This window comes from Micromonospora sp. WMMD558, from assembly GCF_049315255.1.
Classification (GTDB): Bacteria; Actinomycetota; Actinomycetes; order Mycobacteriales; family Micromonosporaceae; genus Micromonospora.
The window spans coordinates 3,777,298-3,798,965 of the sequence record NZ_CP186061.1; the positions used below are offsets into that span (position 1 = coordinate 3,777,298).

General features: G+C 72.0%; 20 protein-coding genes and 1 pseudogene. 8 read left to right on the forward strand and 13 right to left on the reverse strand.

Annotation, left to right across the window (positions count from 1 at the left end; translation table 11 throughout):
• Positions 1-42: 42 nt before the first annotated feature.
• From ACN26Y_RS18185 to ACN26Y_RS18195, 3 genes are read left to right on the forward strand one after another with little or no spacing between them, the layout of a single operon-like run.
• Complete coding sequence (locus tag ACN26Y_RS18185) at positions 43-909, forward strand: DUF2877 domain-containing protein (protein ID WP_196255612.1); 867 nt, start codon at positions 43-45, stop codon at positions 907-909.
• On the forward strand, positions 906-2,372 hold the full coding sequence (locus tag ACN26Y_RS18190; protein ID WP_155331438.1) for an FdrA family protein: 1,467 nt from the start codon (positions 906-908) through the stop codon (positions 2,370-2,372). Before ACN26Y_RS18185 ends, ACN26Y_RS18190 begins: the two co-directional genes overlap by 4 nt.
• A complete protein-coding gene (locus ACN26Y_RS18195; protein WP_422733105.1) occupies positions 2,365-3,759 on the forward strand; it encodes a DUF1116 domain-containing protein in 1,395 nt (464 codons plus the stop codon). Before ACN26Y_RS18190 ends, ACN26Y_RS18195 begins: the two co-directional genes overlap by 8 nt.
• Positions 3,760-3,786: 27 nt before the next feature.
• Here the strand turns inward: ACN26Y_RS18195 and alc are convergent, their stop codons facing one another.
• From alc to uraD, 9 genes and pseudogenes are all read right to left on the reverse strand, one after another.
• Positions 3,787-4,800, reverse strand: a complete 1,014-nt coding sequence (gene alc, locus ACN26Y_RS18200; RefSeq protein ID WP_422733106.1) for an allantoicase — start codon at positions 4,798-4,800, stop codon at positions 3,787-3,789.
• Positions 4,797-6,107 (reverse strand): allantoinase AllB, encoded by a 1,311-nt coding sequence (gene allB / locus ACN26Y_RS18205; protein WP_422733107.1) that lies wholly within the window; start codon positions 6,105-6,107, stop codon positions 4,797-4,799. Before allB ends, alc begins: the two co-directional genes overlap by 4 nt.
• Complete coding sequence (locus ACN26Y_RS18210; protein ID WP_155331442.1) at positions 6,104-7,288, reverse strand: DUF6986 family protein; 1,185 nt, start codon at positions 7,286-7,288, stop codon at positions 6,104-6,106. The genes allB and ACN26Y_RS18210 overlap by 4 nt, the downstream gene beginning before the upstream one ends.
• Positions 7,288-8,904: a molybdopterin cofactor-binding domain-containing protein gene (locus ACN26Y_RS18215; RefSeq protein ID WP_422733108.1), complete on the reverse strand. Its 1,617-nt coding sequence runs from the start codon at positions 8,902-8,904 to the stop codon at positions 7,288-7,290. The genes ACN26Y_RS18210 and ACN26Y_RS18215 overlap by 1 nt, the downstream gene beginning before the upstream one ends.
• 4 nt (positions 8,905-8,908) lie before the next feature.
• Positions 8,909-9,250 (reverse strand): annotated as a pseudogene (locus ACN26Y_RS18220) ((2Fe-2S)-binding protein); the annotation flags it as partial.
• A complete protein-coding gene (locus ACN26Y_RS18225) occupies positions 9,247-10,125 on the reverse strand; it encodes an FAD binding domain-containing protein (RefSeq protein WP_155331446.1) in 879 nt (292 codons plus the stop codon). The pseudogene ACN26Y_RS18220 and the gene ACN26Y_RS18225, both read right to left, overlap by 4 nt.
• The gene (gene pucL / locus ACN26Y_RS18230) at positions 10,125-10,991 is read right to left on the reverse strand and encodes a factor-independent urate hydroxylase (RefSeq protein ID WP_155331447.1); all 867 of its coding nucleotides are present in this window, start codon (positions 10,989-10,991) and stop codon (positions 10,125-10,127) included. Before pucL ends, ACN26Y_RS18225 begins: the two co-directional genes overlap by 1 nt.
• A 5-nt stretch (positions 10,992-10,996) precedes the next feature.
• On the reverse strand, positions 10,997-11,332 hold the full coding sequence (gene uraH / locus ACN26Y_RS18235) for a hydroxyisourate hydrolase (RefSeq protein WP_422733109.1): 336 nt from the start codon (positions 11,330-11,332) through the stop codon (positions 10,997-10,999).
• Positions 11,329-11,847 (reverse strand): 2-oxo-4-hydroxy-4-carboxy-5-ureidoimidazoline decarboxylase, encoded by a 519-nt coding sequence (uraD, locus tag ACN26Y_RS18240; RefSeq protein WP_422733110.1) that lies wholly within the window; start codon positions 11,845-11,847, stop codon positions 11,329-11,331. The genes uraH and uraD overlap by 4 nt, the downstream gene beginning before the upstream one ends.
• 145 nt (positions 11,848-11,992) lie before the next feature.
• Here uraD and ACN26Y_RS18245 point away from each other — a divergent pair, with 145 nt between their 5' ends.
• The 4 genes from ACN26Y_RS18245 to ACN26Y_RS18260 all read left to right on the forward strand — a co-directional run bounded on the left by ACN26Y_RS18245 (position 11,993) and on the right by ACN26Y_RS18260 (position 16,915).
• Positions 11,993-13,543, forward strand: a complete 1,551-nt coding sequence (locus ACN26Y_RS18245; RefSeq protein ID WP_422733111.1) for a PucR family transcriptional regulator — start codon at positions 11,993-11,995, stop codon at positions 13,541-13,543.
• Positions 13,544-13,785: 242 nt separating this feature from the next.
• A complete protein-coding gene (locus ACN26Y_RS18250; protein ID WP_422733112.1) occupies positions 13,786-15,177 on the forward strand; it encodes an NF041680 family putative transposase in 1,392 nt (463 codons plus the stop codon).
• A gap of 66 nt (positions 15,178-15,243) precedes the next feature.
• Entirely contained in the window at positions 15,244-15,813 is a 570-nt protein-coding gene (locus ACN26Y_RS18255) for a nucleotidyltransferase family protein (RefSeq protein WP_422733113.1), read from the forward strand.
• Positions 15,779-16,915: an XdhC family protein gene (locus tag ACN26Y_RS18260; protein ID WP_370463252.1), complete on the forward strand. Its 1,137-nt coding sequence runs from the start codon at positions 15,779-15,781 to the stop codon at positions 16,913-16,915. Before ACN26Y_RS18255 ends, ACN26Y_RS18260 begins: the two co-directional genes overlap by 35 nt.
• 477 nt (positions 16,916-17,392) lie before the next feature.
• Here the strand turns inward: ACN26Y_RS18260 and ACN26Y_RS18265 are convergent, their stop codons facing one another.
• From ACN26Y_RS18265 to ACN26Y_RS18275, 3 genes are all read right to left on the reverse strand, one after another.
• A complete protein-coding gene (locus ACN26Y_RS18265; protein WP_422733114.1) occupies positions 17,393-18,148 on the reverse strand; it encodes an AEC family transporter in 756 nt (251 codons plus the stop codon).
• 154 nt (positions 18,149-18,302) lie between these two features.
• Complete coding sequence (locus ACN26Y_RS18270; RefSeq protein WP_422733115.1) at positions 18,303-18,533, reverse strand: hypothetical protein; 231 nt, start codon at positions 18,531-18,533, stop codon at positions 18,303-18,305.
• Positions 18,534-18,673: 140 nt separating this feature from the next.
• The gene (locus tag ACN26Y_RS18275) at positions 18,674-19,126 is read right to left on the reverse strand and encodes a PH domain-containing protein (RefSeq protein ID WP_422733116.1); all 453 of its coding nucleotides are present in this window, start codon (positions 19,124-19,126) and stop codon (positions 18,674-18,676) included.
• Between the two features lie 392 nt (positions 19,127-19,518).
• On the opposite strand from ACN26Y_RS18275, the gene ACN26Y_RS18280 reads away from it, so the two are divergent.
• Entirely contained in the window at positions 19,519-20,538 is a 1,020-nt protein-coding gene (locus tag ACN26Y_RS18280; protein ID WP_155331452.1) for a hypothetical protein, read from the forward strand.
• Here ACN26Y_RS18280 and ACN26Y_RS18285 read toward each other — a convergent pair.
• Positions 20,509-21,495: a pentapeptide repeat-containing protein gene (locus tag ACN26Y_RS18285; RefSeq protein ID WP_196255613.1), complete on the reverse strand. Its 987-nt coding sequence runs from the start codon at positions 21,493-21,495 to the stop codon at positions 20,509-20,511. The genes ACN26Y_RS18280 and ACN26Y_RS18285 overlap by 30 nt on opposite strands.
• Positions 21,496-21,668: the final 173 nt, after the last annotated feature.

Sequence of the window (21,668 nt, forward strand, 5' to 3'; positions counted from 1 at the left end):
TAGCCGACTCACCTACCTTTCAGGGGTCCTCAGGAGGTGGGCGTGCAGCACTTTCCGGTCGCCGCCGCGGTGTCGGTCGCCCCGGTGCTGCGCGGCCCCCGCCGGCTCGTCGCGGTCGCCGCTGTCACCGACCGGGCGGTCTATCTGGACACCGGCGACCCCGACTGCCCGGCGATCTGCTTGGTCACGTCGAGCGCCGTCCGGGTGCCGTGCGCGCTCGTCCTCGGCGACTGCGCGCCACCGCCGGACGTGACGGTCGGTGACACGGGGCTCGTCGGCGGTGGTCAACTCGTGCTGGGCGGTGCGGCGTACCGGCCGGCACGGTGGTGGCGGCCGGCGCGCCCGGCGCGAACCGTCGGTGCGGTGCCCGCCGCGCATCTACCTCCGCTCGATGCCGGAACCTCCGGCGCTGTGGCCCGGCTCGCGCGGGATCTCGCGAGCGACGCGCCGCTCGCCGGGCCCGTCACCGCGCTGCTCGGGCGCGGTCCCGGACTGACACCGCTCGGCGACGACGTCCTCGCCGGAGCGCTCGTCGCGCTCGTCGCGGCCGACTCCCCGGCCGGGGCCCGGTTGGCAGCCGAGACAATTCAACGGGCGCCGCACCGGACGACCTTCGTCTCCGCCGCGCTGCTGTGGCACGCCGCACGCGGTGAATGCGTGCCGGAACTCGCCGCCCTCATCGCCGGCGCCCCGGGCGCGACCGAGGCGCTGCTGCGCGTCGGCCATACCTCCGGTGCCGGTCTGGCGCACGGGGTATGCGCCGCCCAGCCGCCCCTTCACGAGGTGAGCGTGAGCGCGAGGAACGCAGCGAAGCGGAGTCCCGCAGTCGCGAACGAGGGCAGGACCGTGAGCGCGAGGAACGCAGCGAAGCGGAGTCCCGCAGTCGCGAACGAGGGCAGGACCGTATGAACCATGTCGAACTGCGGCGCGGCGCCTACCGCGACTCGGTGCGCCTCATGCAGATCAGCCAGGCCCTCACCGGCACCCCGGGAGTGTCCGCCGGATTCGTCGCGATGGCCACCCCACTCAACGTCGACCTCGCGGCCGGCATGGGGTTCACGCCGCCGCCGGACGCGACCGCGAACGACATGCTCATCGCGGTTGCCGCTGTCGACGACGAATCGCTGCGGGCCGCACTCGCCCGCCTCGACGTCGAGTTGAACAGCACGCCGGTACCGGGCACATCAGGAACGCCCATCGTCGCGCCGCGTACGGTGGGCTCCGCCGTACGGCGGCTCGGGGCGAACCTGACGCTCGTCTCCACCCCCGGCCGGTACGCGTTCGCCGACGCGATGGACGCGCTCGACGCCGGTACCTCGGTGATGGTGTTCTCCGACAACGTATCGGTCGCCGAGGAGATCCGGCTCAAGGAGGTGGCCGCCCAGCGTGGGCTGCTGGCGATGGGCCCCGACTGCGGTACGGCCGTCATCGGCGGCGTCGGGCTCGGGTTCGCGAACGTCGTACGTCCAGGCCCAGTGGGAGTCGTCGCCGCGTCCGGCACCGGCGCCCAGCACCTGACGACCCTGCTCGACGCGGCGGGGGTCGGCGTGTCGCACGTCCTCGGCGTCGGCGGCCGCGACCTGTCCGCGGCGGTGGCCGCGCGGGCCACCCTCGCCGCCCTCGACATGCTGGACGCCGACGTGGCGACCGAACTGATCGCGGTGATCTCCAAGCCCCCGGCGCCCGATGTCGCGGCGCGGGTACGGGAACACGCGAGGCGCCTGGCGACACCGGTGGAGTTCGCGCTGCTCGACGCGGGTGAACCCGACCTGACCGAGGTCGCCGCCCGGGTACTGCGCCGAATCGGCGCGCCGGTCCCGTCGACGTGGCCGGCCTGGCTGCCGCCCGCGCTGCCCGCGGTGACCGGACCGGCGATCCGTGGCCTGTTCTCCGGCGGGACGCTGTGCGACGAGGCGATGCTGATCGTCAGTGGCGCGCTCGGACCGGTGCGGTCGAACATCCCGCTGCGGCCCGAGTGGGCGCTGCCGGGCGACCTGCGCGCAGACGGTCACGCGATGATCGACTTCGGGGACGACGTGCTGACCCAGGGCCGCCCACACCCCATGATCGACGGCAGGCAGCGCCTCGACCGGCTCACTGCCGAGGCCGCCGACCCGGCGTGCGGGGTCGTGCTGATGGACGTCGTACTCGGGCATGGTGCACACCCGGACCCGGCTGCCGAGCTGGCGCCGGCGATCGCCGCGGTGCGTGTCCCCGTCGTCGTGTCGCTGGTCGGTACGGCCAGCGACCCGCAGGGCCTGCAGCGGCAGGCGTCGCTGCTGCGCGGCGCCGGGGCCGCCGTCTACGCCTCCAACGCCGACGCGGCCCGGCGCGCCGTCGAACTCGTGAACTCGGAGTCTGGCCATGGTTGATCTCGCCGCCGAACCCCGGATCGTGACCGCCGGCGTGAGCCTCCTCGACGAGGCGCTCGCCGCGCAGGCCGTCGCGCATCTACCGGTCGATTGGCGGCCGCCACTGCCGGGCACCGACCAGGAGCTCGCCCGGGTCCTCGGCGACCCGCGCCGCGCCGCCGCGAACGCCGTGGCCGCCGAGCGGATGCTCGCGGCGGGCGCGACCCTGGTCGACGTGCTCCCCGCCGCGGAGGTCGTCGGGCTGCGACCCGGGGAGTTCTGCCACGCCGGGCCGCCGATCACCTGGGAGCGCGCGTCCGGACCGCTGCGTGGCGCGCTGATCGGCGCGATGCTCTTCGAGGGCCTCGCGGGATCACCGGACGAGGCATCGTCGCTGCTCGCCGGCGGGAGCGTGCCGATCGAGCCCTGTCACGCCCGGGGCGGGGTCGGGCCGATGGCCGGTGTCGTCTCGCCGTCGATGTGGGTGTTCGTGCTCCGCGACGAAGCGCACGACCGCACGAGCTGGTGCACGCTCAACGAGGGGCTCGGCAAGGTGCTGCGCTACGGCGCCTACGCACCCGAGGTGATCGACCGGCTCCGCTGGATGTCCGCCGTACTCGGGCCCGCATTGCAGGCCGCCGTGCGGCGCAGCGGGCCGATCGACGTCAAGGCGATCATCGGGCAGATGGTCCAGATGGGCGACGAAGGCCACAACCGCAACCGCGCCGGCACGCTCATGCTGCTCCGCGACCTGCTTCCGCATCTCGTCGACGCCGGCCTGCCGTCCACCGACGTCGCCGCGGTCGCCCGCCTCATCGGCGGCAACGACCACTTCTTCCTCAACCTCGTCATGCCGGCCGCGAAGCTGCAGACCGCGGCCGCGGCGAACATCCCCGGCGCCACGGTGGTCACCACCATGGCCCGCAACGGCACCGACTTCGGCATCCAGGTCTCCGGTACGGGGGACGCCTGGTTCACCGGCCCAGCCGGCGTGCCGTCCGGGCTGTTCCTGGGCGGGTACGGGCCTGACGACGCCAATCCCGACATCGGTGACTCCGCCATCACCGAGACCGCCGGGCTGGGTGGCTTCGCGATGGCCGGCGCGCCGGCGATCGTCCGGTTCGTCGGCGGCACCGTGCCCGATGCGGTCCGTACCACGTCCGAGATGTACGAGATCACCGTGGCGGAGAACCCCGCGTACGCGCTGCCGGTCCTCGAGTTCCGGGGCGCGCCGACCGGCATCGACGTGGCCTCCGTGGTCCGCACCGGCCTGCTTCCCCAGATCAACACCGGCATCGCCGGTCGGGTACCCGGTACCGGCCAGGTCGGCGCCGGCCTGGTGCAGCCGCCGGTCGAATGCTTCACGACCGCGCTGTCCGCCCTCGCGTCGGCCGCACCGCCGATGTAGGCAGCGGTCATCCGCCCGCGGGCGGTCCTACCCCGACTGCCGCCAGCGCCGTTCCAGGGTCGTGAGGTCGTCGGCGTCGACCACCCCGTGTAGGCGCAACCGTGCCATCCCGCCGTCGGGGAACACGTCCAGCCGTACGTGCGTCGCCACCGCGACGTCGTCGAGCGGGAACCGGTGCCGGGTGTCGGGCTGCAGCCGGGTACGCGGGAGCAGGTCGAACCAGGCCGACGAGTCGTCCGGGTCCGCCGTCCGCGCGTCCACCCCGCGCAGCGTCGCCGCGTCCGGTGCGTTGCCCTTGAAGTGCATGGTGTCCAATTCGGCGAGACGGACCCGGCCGGGCGCGACGAGCTGCACGACGACCCAGTCGTTGCCGCCGTCGCGCCGCCGGGCCGTCTCCCAACCGTCGCCCATCACCCTGGCCAGCCCCGGCGCGATGAGCTGGTGCGGTGCCCCGTAGAACCCGTTGCTGCAATCCACCACACGCCCGCCGTGCTCCAGCGCCGCGAGGTCCAGCCGGCCGTCGGGCCACAGGCGCGGATCGGGTACGACCACCCCGTGCACCCGTAGCCGCGCCACGCCGCCGTCGGGGTAGATGGACAGCCGTACGTGGGTGACCCGGCGTTCGGAACTGACCGGGAAGGCGTTGCGGATGTCCCCGGCCAGCGGCGCGCGGGGGAGCAGCGTCGACCAGTCGGCGCGGGCCAGCTCGGCGGGGCTCGGGTAACCCGCCACGTCACACCCCTCGACGGAGGCGTACGGCGGGTAGTTGCCCGTGAAGTACGCGGTGTCCACCACGATCCCGTGCACGACACCCGGGGTGCCCAGCCGGACGACCGCCCAGTCGTGGCCGGGCTCTCGCCGCCGGCGGGTCTCCCAGCCGTCGTACACCTGGCCCTTGGGGCCGAAGGTGCCCGCGGCGAAGACCGGCGGCTCGGTGGTGACCAGGTTGTCGCGCGCCGCGAAGAACTCGTCGTTGGCGTCGACAACGCCGCCGCCGAGCAGGCGGGAGGCGAGGTCGGGCAGCGCGGTGAAGTCGCTCATTCGTCTCTCCCGTCCAGCAGCCGCCCCCGCGGTGGTCCGCCGGGCGTGACCGGCATGCCGCGTAACCAGGTGGCCCGGACGACGCCGGTGAGAACCTGGCCGGCGTACGGCGTGACCGGGTGCCGGTGATGCAGCACCGTCGGGTCGACGGTGAACGGCGCGTCCGGGTCGAACGCGACCAGGTCGGCGTCGCAGCCGACGGCGATGCGTCCCTTGCGTCGCAACCCCACCAACGCCGCCGGACCCGTCGCCATCCACCGCACCACGTCTTCGAGCGGGTGGCCACGCCGGCGGGCCGCTGTCCACACCACCGGCAGGCCGAGCTGCACCGACGCGATCCCGCCCCACGCCGCCGCGAAGTCACCGGTGTCGCCGCACTTCAGTGCCGGGGAGCAGGGGGAGTGGTCGGAGACCACGCAGTCGACGACGCCCGCCGCGAGCGCCGCCCACAACCGATCCCGGTTGCCGGTCCCGCGGATCGGCGGGCAGCACTTGAACTCGGTCGCCCCGTCCGGTACCTCGTCGGCGGCCAGCGTCAGGTAGTGCGGGCACGTCTCCGCGCTCACCCGGACGCCGGCCGCCCTCGCCTGCTTCAGCAGTGGCAGCGCGTCGGCGGCGGACAGGTGCAGGATGTGCACCCGCCCGCCGGTACGGCGCGCCACGTCGAGCACCGTGCCGATCGCCCGCAGTTCGGCAGCCGGTGGTCGGGAGGCGAGGAAGTCGCCGTAGCGCCGTGAGGCCGGCGCATCGGTGACCTCGGTCGGGTCCTCGGCGTGGACGACGAACAGGGCGTCCACCGCGTCCAGCGCCGCCGCCAGCCCGGCTGGGTCCAACGGCGGGAACTCGGGAACCCCCGAGTCGACCAGGAACGCCTTGAACCCGAACACCCCGGCGGCGTGCAGCGGCGGCAGGTCACTGGCGTTGCCGGGCACCGCGCCGCCCCAGAAGCCGACGTCGACGTGGATCTGCCCGGCGGCCGCCGCCCGCTTGACCGCCAGCGCGTCGATGCTGACCGTCGGCGGCAGGGAGTTGAGCGGCATGTCGACGATCGTGGTGACCCCACCGGCCAGTGCCGCCCGGGTGGCGCTGGCGAACCCCTCCCACTCGGTGCGGCCCGGCTCGTTGACGTGCACGTGCGTGTCGACCAGGCCGGGCAGCAGCGCCACATCACCGAGGTCGTGGCCGCCGACCGCGTCGTACTCCTCGATCGCCGCGATCTGTCCGTCACGTACGCACACCGCGGCCGGCCGCGGACCGTCCGGCAGCATCACCCACCGCGACCGCACCACCAGGTCATAGGAGTTCATAGCGTTTCCAGCTGTTCGCGGGGGAAACCGACCTCGGCCGGGTCGAGGGCGCCACAGTCCAGCCCGCGCAGCAGGAAGCCGGCCAGTGCCCGGGCGGTCGCCGGCTCGTCGAGCACCCCGCTCGCGCGGCGTTGCAGGTACGCGGCGAGGCGGTCGGCTGCGGCGGCCGCGCCGTCGCGGAAGAACGCGTACGTCGCCGCGAAGCGGGTCGGCAACTGGGCCGGGTGCAGGTCCCAGCCCTGGTAGAAGCCGGCCGCCAGGGAACGGCGGACCAGCCCCGCGTGCAACCGCCAGGCCGCCTGGACCGCCTCGGTGCCGCCCACCGGCAGCACGTTGGTCGAACCGTCGGAGAGCAGGACGCCGGTGCCGGCCGCCGCCACCTGCATCACCGCCTTCGCGTGGTCGGCCACCGGATGCGCCAGGCTCTGCTGGGCCGCCGCCACACCGCAGGCGGCGCTGTAGTCGTACGTGCCGTAGTGCAGGGCCGACAGCCGCATCCCGCCGGCCGTGATCAGCCGCGCCACGGTCGCGGTGCCGTCGGCGCCGAGCACCGCCGCCGGGATCTCCACCTGCACCTCGAAGCGCAGCGCACCGGCCGGCAACCCGTACGCCCGCTCCAGCCGCTCACACAGCAGCACCATCGCCTCGACCTGCTCCGGTGCGCTGACCTTCGGCAGGGTGACCACGAAGGTGCCCGGCACGGTGGCGAACGCCCCCAGGTACGCCTCCAGGAACGTGTCCAGGGTGCGTACCGCCCGGTGCCGGGTCGCCGCCTCCAGGCTCTTGATCCGCAACCCGACAAATGGCGGCACCGTGCCGTCGCGCAGCGCCGCGACGGCCGACCGCACGGCCGCGTCCTCGGCGTCGTCGTCGCGTACGCCGTACCCGTCCTCGAAGTCGATCCGCAGATCCTCGATCGGCTCCCGCCGCAGCTTGGCGACCACCCGGTCGGACAGTTCGGCCGCGTACGGCAGCGGCGGGTGCTCGGTCAGTGCCCTCAGCGCCGCGGCGCCCCAGTCGTCGACCAGACCCGGCCGGACCCGGTCGGCCGGCACGTACACCGTGTGCACCGGTTGGCGGCGGCGGCCCCGCCCGCCCGGGTAGCGGGCCCGCAGCGCCGCGTCGACCGGCCCGAGCCGTTCGTCGAGTTCGGCGTAGACGCCCTCGGGCAGCTTCCCCATCAGTGGGCCAGTCTGTAGGTCGGCAGGCAGATGTGTTCCGGGCGCACCGGCACCCGGCTCAGCGCCAGTCCGGTCGCCGCCCGGATCGCCGCGACCACCGCCGGGGTGGACGAGATGGTCGGCGGCTCGCCGACCCCGCGCAGACCGTACGGAGCCGTGGGGTCGCCCAGTTCCAGCACGTCAACCGCCATCGGCGGCATGTCGAGGATCGTCGGGATCAGGTAGTCGGTGAACGACGGGTTCCGGACGATCCCGCCGACCACCTGGATCTCCTCCATCAGTGCGAGCCCCAGGCCCTGCGCGGTGCCGCCGTGGATCTGGCCGAGCACCGCCTGCGGGTTGACCGCCTTTCCGACGTCCTGAGCGGTGGCGATCTCCACCACCCGCACCAGGCCCAGTTCGGTGTCGACGTCGACGGTGGCCCGGTGCGCGGCGAAGGCGTACTGGACGTGCGCGTCACCCTGGCCGGTCCGGGGGTCCAGCGGGTACGTCGGCCGGTGCCGCCACACCACCGTCTCCTCGACCGGCTCTTCGCCGATCACCTCGGCAAGGTCGGCGACCACCGCCCCGGAAGCCGTGACCACCTTGCCGCCGGCAAGCCGGAGGTCGGTGGCGGGCAGGCGGGCGAGCAGCCGGTCGCGTACCGCACGGCACGCGGCCCGCACCGCCCCACCGGTCATGTACGTCTGCCGCGACGCCGACGACGATCCGGCACTGCCGACGGCGGTGTCGGCGGTGGCCACGGTGACCCGTTGCACGCCCAGCTCGGTACGGGCGATCTGCGCCTGCACGGTCACCACGCCCTGACCGACCTCGGCGGCGGCGGTGTGCACCAGCACCGCCGGCTCCCCGCCGATCGCCTCCAGTCGGACGCGGGCGGTCGCGTAGTCGTCGTACCCCTCGGAGAAGCACACGTTCTTGATGCCGATGGCGTACCCGACCCCACGCACCACGCCCTCGCCGTGGGTGGTGTTGGCGACCCCGCCCGGCAGCTCGCGGGGATCACCGGTGGCCGGCGGCGGGGCCGGCCGGTCGCGGACCAGCTGCAGCAGGCGGGCCACGGGCGCCGGACCGTCGACGACCTGTCCGGTGGGCATCACCGAGCCGGTCGTCATGGCATTACGAATCCGCAGGTCCACCGGGTCGAGCCCGAGGGCGGCGGCGAGCTTGTCCATCTGCGACTCGTAGGCGAAGCACGCCTGCACCGCCCCGAACCCGCGCATGGCCCCGCACGGCGGCTTGTTGGTGTAGAGGCCGTAGGCGTCCAGCGCCACGTTCGGCACCTCGTACGGACCGATGCCGAGGGTGGCGGCGTTGGCCACCACCGCCGGGGTGGTGGACGTGTACGCCCCGCCGTCGAGCAGGATGCGCGCCCGCACCGAGACCAGCCGTCCGTCGGGGGTGGCGCTGTGTTCGTACCGGAGCCGGGCCGGGTGGCGGTGCACGTGCCCGAAGAAGGACTCCTCGCGGGAGTAAACCATTTTCACCGGGCGGCGGGTGTGCAGGGCCAGCATGCTGGCATGTACCTGCATCGACAGGTCCTCGCGGGCGCCGAACGCGCCGCCCGGCCAGCAGGTCGTGGACCGCCACGACCAGACCGGGAGTGCAAAATCCACACTGGACGGCACCCGCCTCGATGAAGGCTCGCTGCACCGGGTCGAGCGCGCCGGCGTCGGCAAACAGCCCCTCCCCGGTTCCGGCGGGCAGTCCCGGGTGGACCTCGGCCGGCAGCCCTTCGACGGTGATGACCGTCCGGCCCTGCGCCTGGCCGGCGGCGACCAGGCAGGCGCAGACCGGCAGGCCGTCGAGGTAGACCGTGCAGGAGCCGCACTCGCCCTGCTCGCAGGCGTTCTTGGCGCCGGGCAGGGCGAGCCGCTCCCGCAACACGTGGAGCAGGCTCTCGCCGGGCCACACGTCGTCGGCCTCGTGGCGCTCGCCGTTGACCGTGCAGGTGATTCTCACGAGCGGCCTCCTGGTTCCCCTTGCGATGCCGACAACTGCGCCCAGGCCCAGCCGAGCGTGCGCCGGGCGAGTACGGCCAGCGCCTGTCGGCGGTAGGCGGCGGTGCCGCGCACGTCGTCGATCGGCGCCGCCGCACCGGCCACCAGTTCGCCGAAGCGGCGGACGAGTGGAGCGGGCAGCGAGCCGCGTGAGTGCCACGGCAGTTCGGCGGCGAGCAACTCCTCGGCCTGATGAGCGCGCAGCGGCGTCGGCGCGGCGGACCCGATTCCGGTGCCGACCCGGCGCGTGGCGGGGTGCAGCGCCACCGCGAAGGAGCAGACCGCGATCACCATGGCGTTGCGTGTGCCGATCTTCGCGAACTGCTGCGGTCCGGCGGCCGGTGCGACCAGGAAAGCCGCGATCAGCTCGTCGGGGGCCAGCACGGACCGCTTCGGCCCGGTGAAGAACTCGTCCACCGGCACCGTGCGGGTGCCCCGCACCGATGCCACCTCCACCAGCGCGTCGGTGGCCAGCAGCGGCGGGTGCGCGTCGCCCGCCGGCGACGCCGAGCCGAGGTTGCCGCCGACCGTGCCCCGGTTGCGGATCTGCGGGGAGCCGACCGTGCGCGCTGCCATCGCCAGGCCGGGGAGCACACCACCGAGTTCGTCGATGATCCGCCGATAGCTCACGCCCGCCCCGACGCGCAGCAGGTCACCGTCGTACCCCCACTCGGTCAGCGCGCCCACTCGGGTCAGGTCGAGCAGTGCGGGCGGGCGACGGCGGTCGAAGTTCAGCTCGACCATGACGTCGGTGCCCCCGGCGATCGGGACCGCGTCGGGTCGGGCGGCTTTCGCCGCCAGCGCATCCGACCAGCTGGACGGTTGCAGGAACTCCATCACCCGGCCCCCTCCGGTGCCGGCGCGTCGTCGCGGAGCACCGTGCCCTCGATTAGCCCGTACGGGCGGTCCGTCGCGACGAAGACCTCACCCGGGTTCTCCAGCCCGAACGGCGCCAGGTCGACCAGCAGGTGGTGCTTGTTGGGCAGGGACAGCCGCACCTCGACGATCCCGGCGCACTCACGCAGCACCCGCTCACCCATCGCGTACAGGGTCTGCTGCAGTGCGAGGCTGTACGTCTCGACGAAGCCGCCGACCAGGGCGGCGCGTACCCCGGCATAGGATTCGGCCCAGTCGGCGTCCTGCGCCGCCCGTTCGCCGGCGTGCCGCCAGTGCGCGTTCACCGCAGTGGCGAGGATCCGGTCCTTGGTCGGCGGCAACGTGGTGTACGGGTCCTGCACGAAGCCGGCGAACTCCGAGTCGGTCGAGTTGAGCAGCACCAGCCCGGTCAGCCCGGACACCACCTGGGTCCCGTCGCCGTCGACCGTCACCGACGCGGTACGCACCTCCCCGCCCGCCCGCTGGAACGAGTGCGGACCGAGCCGTTGCCAGGCGTACTCCTCGATGTCCACCCGGGCCCGGGTGATCGCCGGTTGCAACGTCACGAAGTGCCGCGCGAGGAGCAGCCCGAAGTCCTCGATCTGGTCGATGCCGTGGCGCTTGGCGAAGGCGTACACCGTGTTCTTCTGCGAGTCGGTCGGCAGGACGTTGGCGTTGTCGCCGGTCAGGTGGGTGGCGGTGAGGTCACCGGCGAGGCAGGTGCTGACGTTCAGGTCGCGCAACTCGTGGCGCGGCCCGTCGCGGACCACCCGCACGACCCGCGTCTCCGCCTTGCCGTACTGGTTGGCGCCGAGCGCGATGCCCATGGGTGTCAACTCCCTCGGTAGGTCGTGTAGCCGTACGGGCTGAGCAGCAGCGGCACGTGGTGATGGCGGGCCGGATCGTGGACCTGGAAGGCCACCGTGATCTCGGCGAAGAAGGCGTCCGGCCCGAGGTGGGCGCCAACGTCGAACACCAGCCGGTACCCGCCGGCGCCCCAGTGCGGCTCCGCCACCCAGTCGCGCAACCGGCCGTCGGTGTCGGTGTGTCCGTCCGCGACGACGGTCCAGCCCTCGGGTCCGGCCCGCTCCAACCGGACCGGTACGCCGGGCGCCGGCTCACCGCGCACCGTGTCGAGCACGTGGGTCGAGATCGCGGCGTACCTCATCCGACGAGCCTCTCCAGCCGCTGCAGGGCGATCTTGCGTAGTTCCCGGCGCACCACCTGCCGCTCGGTGGCGGCGTCGTTGGTCAGCCGGCCACGCGCCGCCGCGAGCAATTCCGCGTCGGTGCGTCCACTGGCGAAGATCAGGAAGATGTGGCCGAAGCGCCGCTCGTACGCCCGATTGGCCTCGACCAGTGCGGCCCTCGTCGCCGCGTCGGCGCCGTCCATGCCGGCCTGCTCACGCCGCGACCAGGCCGACTCGCGGTCCGTGCCGGCCACTCGCTCGCCGATCCGCGGGTGCGCCGCGAGCGCCTGCGCGACCTGCTCCCAGGAGAGCCGGAGCAGACCGGCATCGGCCGAGTCCAGCAGAGCGGGTAGATCCCGGTACGGCCGGCCGCCCGCCACCGCGCGGGCCCATTCCGGTACGGCACAACAGGCGAGCAGGTCGCGTTCGGCCAGCGCGGCCGGGGCGCGGTTGAATTCGGCGAAAGCGCCGCCACCTGGGCTGATGACGATCACCTCCCTCTTCCTTGAGGAGCAGTAGAGCAGCGGTGGCGTCCGGGCGACATCGGCTCGAACACCGAATCCGTGGCACGCCCGCCGTACGCTTCTTGTGCGTTCCTACAAGCCGGGCGACCGGTCGGCGCGTACGGGAAGGTCGGCCATGCTGCTGCGCGAGGTGTTGGGCATCCCACAGCTGCGGCTGTCGGTGCTGGCCGGCGCCGACGACCTGGACCGGCCGCTCACCCGCCTCTACGTCACCGACCTGCTCGACCCCCGTCGGTACCTGTCCGGCGGCGAGGTCGTGCTGACGGGGTTGATGTGGCGGCGGTCGCCGGCCGACTCGGAGACCTTCGTGGCGGCCTGCGCGGCAGCCGGCGTGGCCGCGATCGGCGCGGGCGACGCGGCGTACGGCTCCGTGCCGGCGGACCTGGTCGAGACGTGCCGGTCCCATCAGATGCCGTTGTTCGAGGTCCCGGTCGAGGTTTCCTTCCGGGACATCCTCGACGAGGTCAACCCGTCGCTGTGGGCGCGGCGGGCCACCGGACTGGCGACCGTGCTGGTCCGGCACCGCGGCCTGGTGGCGGCGATGGCGGCCGGGGCGCGGCTGGGTGACCTGCTGTCGCCGGTCGCCGCCGACCTGGGTGTGGACTGCTGGGTGCTGACTCCGACCGGCCGGATCGTCGCGGGCACCGCGGGCCTGGACGCCACCGCCCGGGCCGAACTGGCCGCGGCGTTCGTCGCGGCCGACCGGCTGCCATTAGCGATCACTGTGGACGGGCGGCCGCTGACCGTGCTCGCCGTGCCGGGCCGGCCCGAGCACCGGTTGGCGTCCTGGCTGCTCGCAGTGACTGCCGGAGCCGCCCGGGCCCCGCTTCCCGACGCCGCCGATGAACTGGTCAGCCTGGTCGCGCTGGCCCGAGCCCAAGCCGACGAGGCGACCAGGGTGGAGCGGCGGCTCGCTGACCGGGTCGGCTCGCTGCTCGACTCCGGCGGTGATCTTGCTGAGCTCCGCGCGCGGCTGTCGTCGTGCGGGCTGTCGCCGAATGCGACGTTCTTCGCTCTGGCCGCGAGCCTGGCCCGGCTGTCGGCGCCCGAGGAGCTGGCCGTGGTTGTGGTCGAGGAGATCCTGCGGCCGTACGCGCCGCAGACCCTGGTCGCCAGGCTGGCCGCCGACCCGGACGGTGTCCTGGCCGTCGTCGCCGTGCCGGCTCAGCTGGCGCCGGCCGTGCTCGACACCGTACGGGCCGAGATCGCGGCGCTGGTGCCGGCGCTGGGGGCCGGCCGGCTCACCGTCGGGATCAGCGGGCCGGCCGCGGGGGCCGTCGCGCTGTCCGGGGCGGTAGAGGAGGCCCGGCACGCCTGGCGCGCGGCGAGCGAGCGGCCGGGTCGGGCCACCGTCGTGTCGGCCGGCGAACTCGCCTCGCACCTGCTGCTGCTGGCCGGCGTGCCTACGGACACCCGGCGGGCGTTCCGTGGCCGGCTGCTCGGCCCGCTCGTCGAGTACGACCGCGTCCACGACGCCCGCCTGGTACAGACGCTGGAGACGTTCCTGGCCTGTTCCGGTTCCTGGAGCCGCTGCGCGGAACTGCTCCACGTGCATGTGAACACACTTCGCTACCGGATCGGCCGGGTCGAGCAGCTCACCGGTCGCGACCTGAGCCGCTTCGAGGACCGGGTCGACTTCTTCCTCGCACTGCGCCTGCCCGGCTAAGCTTGTTCTTTAACCTCGGACGTCTCGGTTGGCTGGTAGTCCTGTGTGGACTCGGCGTGTCGTGGAGACGTAGACCGGCCACCGTCTGATGATCCTTTGCGTTCCCTGCAAGGACGCGAAGAACAGAACAGGCGGTGGCCGTGGCCACGATTTTGGACCACCTGGGTGGCCTCGTGTTGCCCGACACGCCCGTCCCCTCTGACACGTCGGCGGTCAGGTCGGCCGAGGATTCAGCGGCGAGGTTGGCGGGGTTTCGTCGGGACTTCTACCGGTGTCTGCCACGTCGGGCGGACGCGTTGTTCGAGCTCACCGACGCGTTGCTGTGCTCGGGCGGGCCCGTGACCAGCCTGGTCGACCTGTCGTTGGCCGCCGAGCCTCGCCGTGGTCACGGCGCCCTCTACGACGCTTTGGGCGCTGGCGGGATTGATGTCGGCCGGCTGCGGGTGACCCTCGCGGGGCTGGCGCTGCCCCGCGCCGTCGACGGGCGGATCATGCTCGCCGTTGACGTCAGCAACTGGCTGCGCCCGGACGCGGCCACCAGCCCGGATCGGTTGTTCTGCCACGTCTATGGCCGCGGCAGAGGCTCCGCCCAGATGATCCCCGGCTGGCCGTACTCGTTCGTCGCCGCCTTGGAACCAGGCCGCACATCGTGGACGCAGGTGCTCGACGCGGTGCGGCTGGACCCGGCCGACGACGCCACCGCAGTCACCGCCGACCAACTCCGGCAGCTGATCGACCGGCTGATCCGCGCCGGGCACTGGCGGCCCGGCGACCCTGACATCCTGATCGTCTGTGACACCGGCTACGACACCACTCGACTGGCCTGGGTGCTGTCCGACCTGCCCGTGCTACTGGTCGGCCGAATCCGCTCGGACCGGGTCCTACGGTTTCCCAAGCCGACCAGGCAGCCGGGCGCCACCGGCCGTCCCCGCAAACACGGTACCGAGTTCGCCTGCAATGACCCGGCCACCTGGCCAACGCCGCAACACACCACGCTCACCCCGACCAGCCGCTACGGCACCGCACGAGCCGACAGTTGGGACCGGTTACACCCCAGGCTGACCCGCCGCACCTGCTGGATCGACCACGACGGCGACCTGCCGGTCATTGACGGCACCCTCATCCGGCTGCAGGTCGAGCACCTGCCCGGCGAGCGTGACCCCAAACCGGTCTGGCTGTGGTGCTCGGCCACGAACGCCACCACCGCCGACATCGACCGATGGTGGCAGACGTTCCTGCGCCGCTTCGACCTCGAACACACCTTCCGCCTGTTCAAACAGACCCTGGGCTGGACCCGGCCGAAGATCCGCACCACCGAAGCCGCTGACCGCTGGACGTGGCTAGTCATCGTCGCCTACACCCAGCTACACCTGGCCCGGCCCCTGGCCGCTGACCTACGCCGCCCCTGGGAACGCCCCGCACCACCCGAACGGCTCACCCCCGCCCGCGTACGCCGAGGGTTTCGCAACATCCGCGCGACCAGCGCCCTACCAGCCAGCGTCCCGAAACCCGCCAAACCCGGCCCAGGACGGCCGCCCGGCTCCCGAAACCGACGACCCGCCCCCCGCCACGACGTCGGCAAAACCGTCAAACGCGACCTAAGCATCACCGCCCGTAAGCAGCGCAAAGGTTAAAGAACAAGCTTAAACCTGCCCCGATCAGGGGAACCCTGACGTCAGGCAGCATGCTAGCCTCCGCCGATGATGGTGGCCGGGCTTCTCCTCGCCGCCGGCGGCGGGCGCCGCTTCGGCATGCCGAAGGCTCTCGTCCGCCAGGACGGGCAGCTCCTGGTCGACCGGGCGATCGGCGTTCTTCGCGCAGCGCGGTGCGCCCCCGTGGTCGTCGTGCTCGGCGCGGCGGCCGACGATGTCCGGGCTCGGGCGGCCCTCGACGGGGTCGCGGTCGTCGACAATCCTGAGTGGACCACCGGCATGGGCTCGTCCCTGCGGGCCGGACTGGCCGCGCTGGCGGACACCGGCGCCGCCGCGACCGTGGTGACGCTGGTCGACATGCCCGGTGTGACAGCCGCAGCGGTGCGGCGGGTCGCTGCTGGCGCTGGCCCTGCAGAGCTGATCATGGCCGGCTACGACAACGGCCGGTCCGGCCATCCGGTGCTACTCGGACGCGACCACTGGCCCGGCGTCGCGGCCTTGGCCGTGGGTGACACCGGCGCCCGGCCGTACCTGCGAGCGCACACCGCCGCCGTCCGGGTGGTGCCCTGCGCCGACGTGGCCGATGACGACGACCTGGATCTGGCACCCCATGCGTGACGTGCTGGAAGAGTTGCTGCGCTGGTGGCGGGACGGGCAGCCGGTGGGGATGGCGACGGTGACCGGCACCTGGCGCAGCGCGCCGAGGCCGCCCGGCGCGACCATGCTGGTCGGTCCGGACGGCACCGCCGTCGGCAGCGTCTCCGGTGGTTGCGTCGAGGCGGCCGTCTACGAGCTGTGTCAGGAGGTGATCCGGTCCGGGGAGCCACGCGTGGAGCGGTACGGCGTCAGCGACGACGACGCGTTCGCCGTCGGGTTGACGTGTGGCGGCGTCATCGACCTGTACGTCGAACGGGTCGACCCGGACCGGTTCCCGGACCTGCCGGAGGTGGCGGCGGCGATCGCCGCGCAGCGCCCCGTGGCGACGGTGACCTGCGTGACGGGCCCGCCGGAAAGCCTCGGCCGGCGGATGGTGATCGGGCCGGAAGAGTGCCGGAGCACGCTCGGTTCGCAACGGCTCGACGCGGCGGTCACCGACGACGGGCGGGGCATGTTGGCCGCGGGCAGGACCGGCCTGCTGCACTACGGTGTTGACGGTCAACGGCGGGGCAGTGGGCTGTCCGTGCTGGTGAACTCGTTCGCGCCTAAGGCGCGGATGATCGTGTTCGGGGCGATCGACTTCGCCGCCGCGGTGGCCCGCGTAGGCGCCTTCCTCGGCTACCGGGTGTCCGTCTGCGACGCACGGTCGGTATTCGCCACCGCCCGCCGGTTTCCCGACGCCGACGAGGTGGTCGTCGACTGGCCGCACCGGTACCTGGCGACCGAGGCCGAGGCCGGCCGGATCGACGAGCGCACCGTCGTCTGCGTGCTCACCCACGATCCCAAGTTCGACGTCCCGGTGCTCCGGCTCGCGCTGGACCTGCCGCTGGCGTACGTCGGCGCGATGGGCTCCCGGCGTACCCACGACGTGCGGATGACCCAGCTGCGCCAGGCCGGCGTGCCGGAGGCGGCGCTGGCCAAGCTCGCCTCGCCGATCGGGCTGGACCTGGGCGGGCGTACGCCCGAGGAGACCGCGGTCAGCATCGCCGCCGAGATCGTCGCGGCCCGGTGGGGCGGCGACGGCGCCCGGCTGTCCAAGACCACCGGCCGCATCCATCACTGACGTCTGCTCAACGGGCCATCGCCAGGGCGAGTTGGCGCCAGGACGAAATGCCAGAGACAGTCCTTGCACATTGCTGGTCTTCGTTTGATCGTGTTGGTCCGTGCCGAGGAGTCGCTGTGGAGGGCCGCTCTGGATTCGGAGGTGTTTGATGGGGTCGGACGATCGGGCGCTGGTCCGATGGGTCACCTGGCCAGCCGGGGTAATCGCCGCGGTTGCCTGGGGCGTTGGTCGCTTTGCGTCCAACGCCTTTCTTGACCTCATCTTCGTCGCAGCACTCGCTTGGTTGGGCGGTTGGTTGTTGAGCGACTTTGCTTGCCGTTATCTCGCTCGGCGGGGAGAGCTGTCGCGGTGGGATGAAGACGAGTGAGTGGTCGACAGGCCGCCCATCATCAGGCGATGATCGTGGCTGCAGACCTGGCCGCCAGCGCCATGGTCGGCGTGACTCACCATGATTGCTGGACGAGTCAGCTGACGGACCTACCCGAGCAGCGCCGCCGCCGCGGCCAGGGTGGCCAGCGACAGCGTCGTGGTCACCACCACCGCCCGGTTGGCCACCGCCTCGCCGACGCCGTACTCCTGGCCGAAGATGAACGTGTTCTGCGCTGTCGGCAGGCCCGCGCACACCACCACGGCGAGCAACTGCGGCGCGGACAGGTGCAAGGCCAGCCCGGCCGCGTACGCGATGACCGGCTGTGCGACGAGCTTCAGCGCGGTGATCACGGCCAGCTCGGCCGGCTCTGCCCGCGGCGGCGCCGTGCGGTGCAGCGACGCGCCGAGCGCGACCAGGGCGGCCGGAACCGCGGCGCCCGACAGCAGGGTGAGCGACGCGCCGGCCGCAGACGGCAGATGCAGGCCGGCAGCCGAGCACGCGACACCGAGCAGCGACGCCAGGATCACAGGGTTGCGTACCGGCAGGGAGGCGATACGGCGGACCCGTACCCGCCCGGCCGGGTCGCTGTGCCGGTCCAGGGCGACCACGATCACGGGCGTCACCACCAGCACCTGCAGCAGCACCACCTCCGCCAGGAACGACACGTTGCCGAGAACCTGCGTTGCGATCGGGATGCCGAGGTTCGCCGAGTTTACGTACCCGGCGGCCATGCCCCAGATCGGCCGTTCGCCGGGCGTGCGACCGAACAGCCAGCTCGCGCCGACCCAGCCGAACCCGACGACCGCGGCCGTGCTCACCCCAAAGGCGAGCAGCGACCGGCCGGCGAACCCGGAAAGCGGCATTCGGGACAGGGCTAGAAACAGGGCGGACGGCATCCAAGATGGAACACGAACCGGCCGAGCACCGACGCCACCGCCTCGCCCAGCAGGCCCCAACGACAGGCCGCGTAGCCGACCGCGGTAAGGATCCAGATCGGTACGAACGCCGACACCAAGCTCATACGGGCGTCACCGGCGGGCGGGCGTCGCGCCGGCTCAGGTACTGGCGGGCGTCCGGGGCGTACGAGTCGAGGAACCCGGCGACAAGCTCCACCTGTGCGAGGATGTCATCGACCTGCCGCAGGGTGAGCCCGGTTCCGTGACACTCCACCGCGCTTTCGCCGGTCTTCAGATACACCGACGCGTCCAAGGTGCGTACCAAGCCGCCGGGCAGCCGGGAGTTGTCCACGTGTACGTCGATCGGGAAGCCACGCGTTCAGCCTCGCATCCCGTCCGGACCGAGCAAACATCCCGCTCATCCGCAGCTTCACATGGTCATCCCTAACGTGCACATCTGCCGCTGGTCGGGCGCCCGCCTCTGCATCTCGATCAGGACCGCGCGGCGCCGGCCTTGAAGCTTCGCAGCTGTTCGACCTTGCGTTCGGCATCCTGGCGCAAGTACGAGCCGAGCGCCGAAAGAGCCATGGCCCCGGCTTCGTCACCGAGGCGGAGGACGGGAGCGTAAAGCGGGAAGCCTCCCCGTTCGTCGATCTGCACGCAGTCGACTGACTGGATCGCGCTCCATGGTGTGACCTGGTCACGGCTGTCGAAGCCGCGGACCCGGACACCCTCTGCGTCGATGACCACGCCGAGTCGAACAGCACGCCAGATCCCGGTCAGGCCGCTCGTGACGAGCACGCATCCCAGCACGATGCCGAACCAGTCACGCTCGGCCACTACGTCCCCCGAGGTGAAGTAGGTGACGCCCAGCAGGGTCCACACAGTGAAGATCACGACCAGGATCGGGATCTGGATGCGGGGCCTGACGACGATGCGGCTCATGGCGCGACATGCTACGGAGGGACTTCCGGCCAACGGTGTAGTCCCGTCTGACCGTGACGTCGCGTCGTCCGATCAACAGCCGCAGTCAAGATCGGGCGCACGGACGGCCGCGATCAGCTCCCTGCGAAGCGTGACAGGCTGCTCAACACCTGCAGCGCCTGTGTTTCGGGGTGGTGGCCGCCGGTCGGGGCCATGCCGGGTGTGGGCGAAGCGGACCTGGCTGTACTTTTTGCCACCTCGGCATTTGCAGTGGCACGGTTGCCGTCGCATTACTAGGCTCCCGGGACGGAATTCCGACACCTCCGGCCGCCTTGTGCGTCAGATTCAGGTACCCAGTCGGTACTGTGGGTCTCCATCGAGAGAGCCCACAGTCGCGGTTGTCAGGAGTCGCCATGCCATCGGATGGTCCTACGTCGACCAAGGCTCTCGAAGACCTCAAGGACCATTTCCGGGCGCTCTGCTCCACGCTTGGCGCGCTCGACCCGGTCCAGATCGCTGCCCGTACGGCCGGTGGTGTCATCCCGGAGACGGTGATGAAGATGCTCTCCGGTCCGGCCCTGCCGGCCTGGGAATACTGGCTGCAGGTCACCGAGGCCCTCGGTGGTGATGTGCAGGTGATCGAGAAGTTGTGGGTCGCCGCCGTCAAGGAGGAGGGCAGTTTCGAGCTCGGTCAGACTGGATCGGGCGACACGACGGCCGGGGAGCGCGCCATCGCGATCCCGAGTGATCCCGCGGACCTCCAGGCGCGGGGCCGGCAGCTGCGTCGCCGCGCGGACGCCGAGCGCGAGCACCACGATGAGATCGTCCGTGGCATGCGCTCGGTCGAGGGCGAGGTCGACCGCGTCTCGGCCCTGATCGTGGCCCTGCGCAAGAAGGCCGACGAGGACCGGCTGGCGCAGCGGATCACCGAGCTGGAGTCCGAGCGCCGCCGGCTACGCCGGGACATCAAACGCTTGAAGGGTGAGCTCTTCGTCGTCAGCACCGAACGCGAGCGGATCGCCACCGAGCTTGCGGAGGTGAATCACCGGCTGGTCGAGTTCCAGTTCGAACGGGCGCAGTACGAGGAGCGGCTCAAGCACCAAGCCGAGCTGCAACTGCGCGACACCCAGGAGGAACTCCGCAAACTCGACGAGATCTGGGGCGCCCAAATGAAGCGGCTGACCGACGAGCTTTCCGCGACCCGGGAGAAGGCGGCGCGGGAGGCCGTCGAGTTGCGGCAGTCACTGTCTGAGGCGAGCAGGGACAGGGCGAGCTTCCAGCATGCGAACCAGCAACTGCGGGCCGAGAACAGGGCGTACGGCGCTTCCCTGGACACCGCTTACAAGCAGATCGATCAGGTTTACCGCCGGTGGTGGGTTCGCCTCCTCGTGCCACGGCAGGTGTCAGGCCCGGGCGGCCCGGTCCGGTCCTGAGGGCGTGGCGAGGTGCGACGGCAGCTCCGTAGCGTCGTCCAGCAGAGCCGTCGTTAACTGGGCGGCGGTGAGACCGTCGACGTCCGGTGGGGTCAGCAGAGCGCCGTGCAGCCGGGCGTCCTCGAGGATCGTGCCCTCTAGTCGTGCCGCCACGAGACTCGCCCGATCCAGCCGTGCCCCGGCAAGAGCAGCCCAGCTCAGATCGGCGGCGGTCAGGAACGCGTCCTCGAGATTGCTGTTTACCAGCAGCGCCTCCGTCAGGTCGGCCGTCAGGAACGATGCGCCGCGCAGGTCGGCTCCACTGAGGTCGGCTCGCTTGAGGCAGGAGTTGTCGAAGCGCGTCCGCGGCAGATGCCCGCCGGACATCGCCGCGCCGCGGAGATCGGAGCCCGACAGATCGAGGGTGTGGGTCTCCGGCCTCCGGGGTCTGCGGCACAGCACGGTCAGGGCCGACTGAACGTCGACCGCGGGTGGCGTGGGCGACCCGCTGTCCGCTGACTCGCCCTCCAGCCGTGCGGCGTGCCGGCGGACGAAGGTGGCCAGGACCTCGACGACCGTCCAGTGGTCGTGCGGGGACTCGGCCATCAGGCGTTCCAGGGCGTAGATCCCGCCGACTCGCTCCATCGGTTCTGCCGAGCCGAGCTGCGTCACCGCCTTGCCGTACCGATCTGCCCACTGACCGCGTCGGGTGAGGAAGAAGGTGCGCGCGGTGAAGGCCAGCCCGGCGGTCGCCACTATGCCGGCGACGGCCACTAGGAGCATCTGACGTGTCGCGTTAAGGGAGGCTGGAATGTCCTTGCCGAACACACCGGTCAGCGGCGTCAGCCATCGAGCCACCGGGCCGATGAGAAGGACCAGGACGCCGAGCGCGGCGAATGCCGAGAAGGCCAGCAAGAGGAGCGGCCAGCGTCGGTGGATCGCGCTGGCGCGGGACAGCCGCCGTTCCACCATGTCCATGCCCGAAGCCAAACGGCGCCGCCGAGAACGCATGGCTTATGATGGCACGCGGATCGTGGTTGTCAGCTCGGCCGGGCGATCCTCTGGCGGATTGAAATCTCCCGCTTTGATGGAGTTCCTTGATAAGGATCTGCTCGTCGGCGCTCCCGGCGGGCACTGGCCGCTGCCGTCCG

Coding starts and splice junctions, on each gene's coding strand:
- ACN26Y_RS18190 (WP_155331438.1), top strand. CDS start 906: ATGAACCATGTCGAACTGCGGCGCGGCGCCTACCGCGACTCGGTGCGC.
- ACN26Y_RS18195 (WP_422733105.1), top strand. CDS start 2,365: ATGGTTGATCTCGCCGCCGAACCCCGGATCGTGACCGCCGGCGTGAGC.
- alc (WP_422733106.1), bottom strand. CDS start 4,800: ATGAGCGACTTCACCGCGCTGCCCGACCTCGCCTCCCGCCTGCTCGGC.
- allB (WP_422733107.1), bottom strand. CDS start 6,107: ATGAACTCCTATGACCTGGTGGTGCGGTCGCGGTGGGTGATGCTGCCG.
- ACN26Y_RS18210 (WP_155331442.1), bottom strand. CDS start 7,288: ATGGGGAAGCTGCCCGAGGGCGTCTACGCCGAACTCGACGAACGGCTC.
- ACN26Y_RS18225 (WP_155331446.1), bottom strand. CDS start 10,125: ATGGAGTTCCTGCAACCGTCCAGCTGGTCGGATGCGCTGGCGGCGAAA.
- pucL (WP_155331447.1), bottom strand. CDS start 10,991: ATGGGCATCGCGCTCGGCGCCAACCAGTACGGCAAGGCGGAGACGCGG.
- uraH (WP_422733109.1), bottom strand. CDS start 11,332: ATGAGGTACGCCGCGATCTCGACCCACGTGCTCGACACGGTGCGCGGT.
- ACN26Y_RS18245 (WP_422733111.1), top strand. CDS start 11,993: ATGCTGCTGCGCGAGGTGTTGGGCATCCCACAGCTGCGGCTGTCGGTG.
- ACN26Y_RS18255 (WP_422733113.1), top strand. CDS start 15,244: ATGATGGTGGCCGGGCTTCTCCTCGCCGCCGGCGGCGGGCGCCGCTTC.
- ACN26Y_RS18260 (WP_370463252.1), top strand. CDS start 15,779: ATGACGACGACCTGGATCTGGCACCCCATGCGTGACGTGCTGGAAGAG.
- ACN26Y_RS18265 (WP_422733114.1), bottom strand. CDS start 18,148: ATGCCGCTTTCCGGGTTCGCCGGCCGGTCGCTGCTCGCCTTTGGGGTG.
- ACN26Y_RS18275 (WP_422733116.1), bottom strand. CDS start 19,126: ATGAGCCGCATCGTCGTCAGGCCCCGCATCCAGATCCCGATCCTGGTC.
- ACN26Y_RS18280 (WP_155331452.1), top strand. CDS start 19,519: ATGCCATCGGATGGTCCTACGTCGACCAAGGCTCTCGAAGACCTCAAG.
- ACN26Y_RS18285 (WP_196255613.1), bottom strand. CDS start 21,495: ATGGACATGGTGGAACGGCGGCTGTCCCGCGCCAGCGCGATCCACCGA.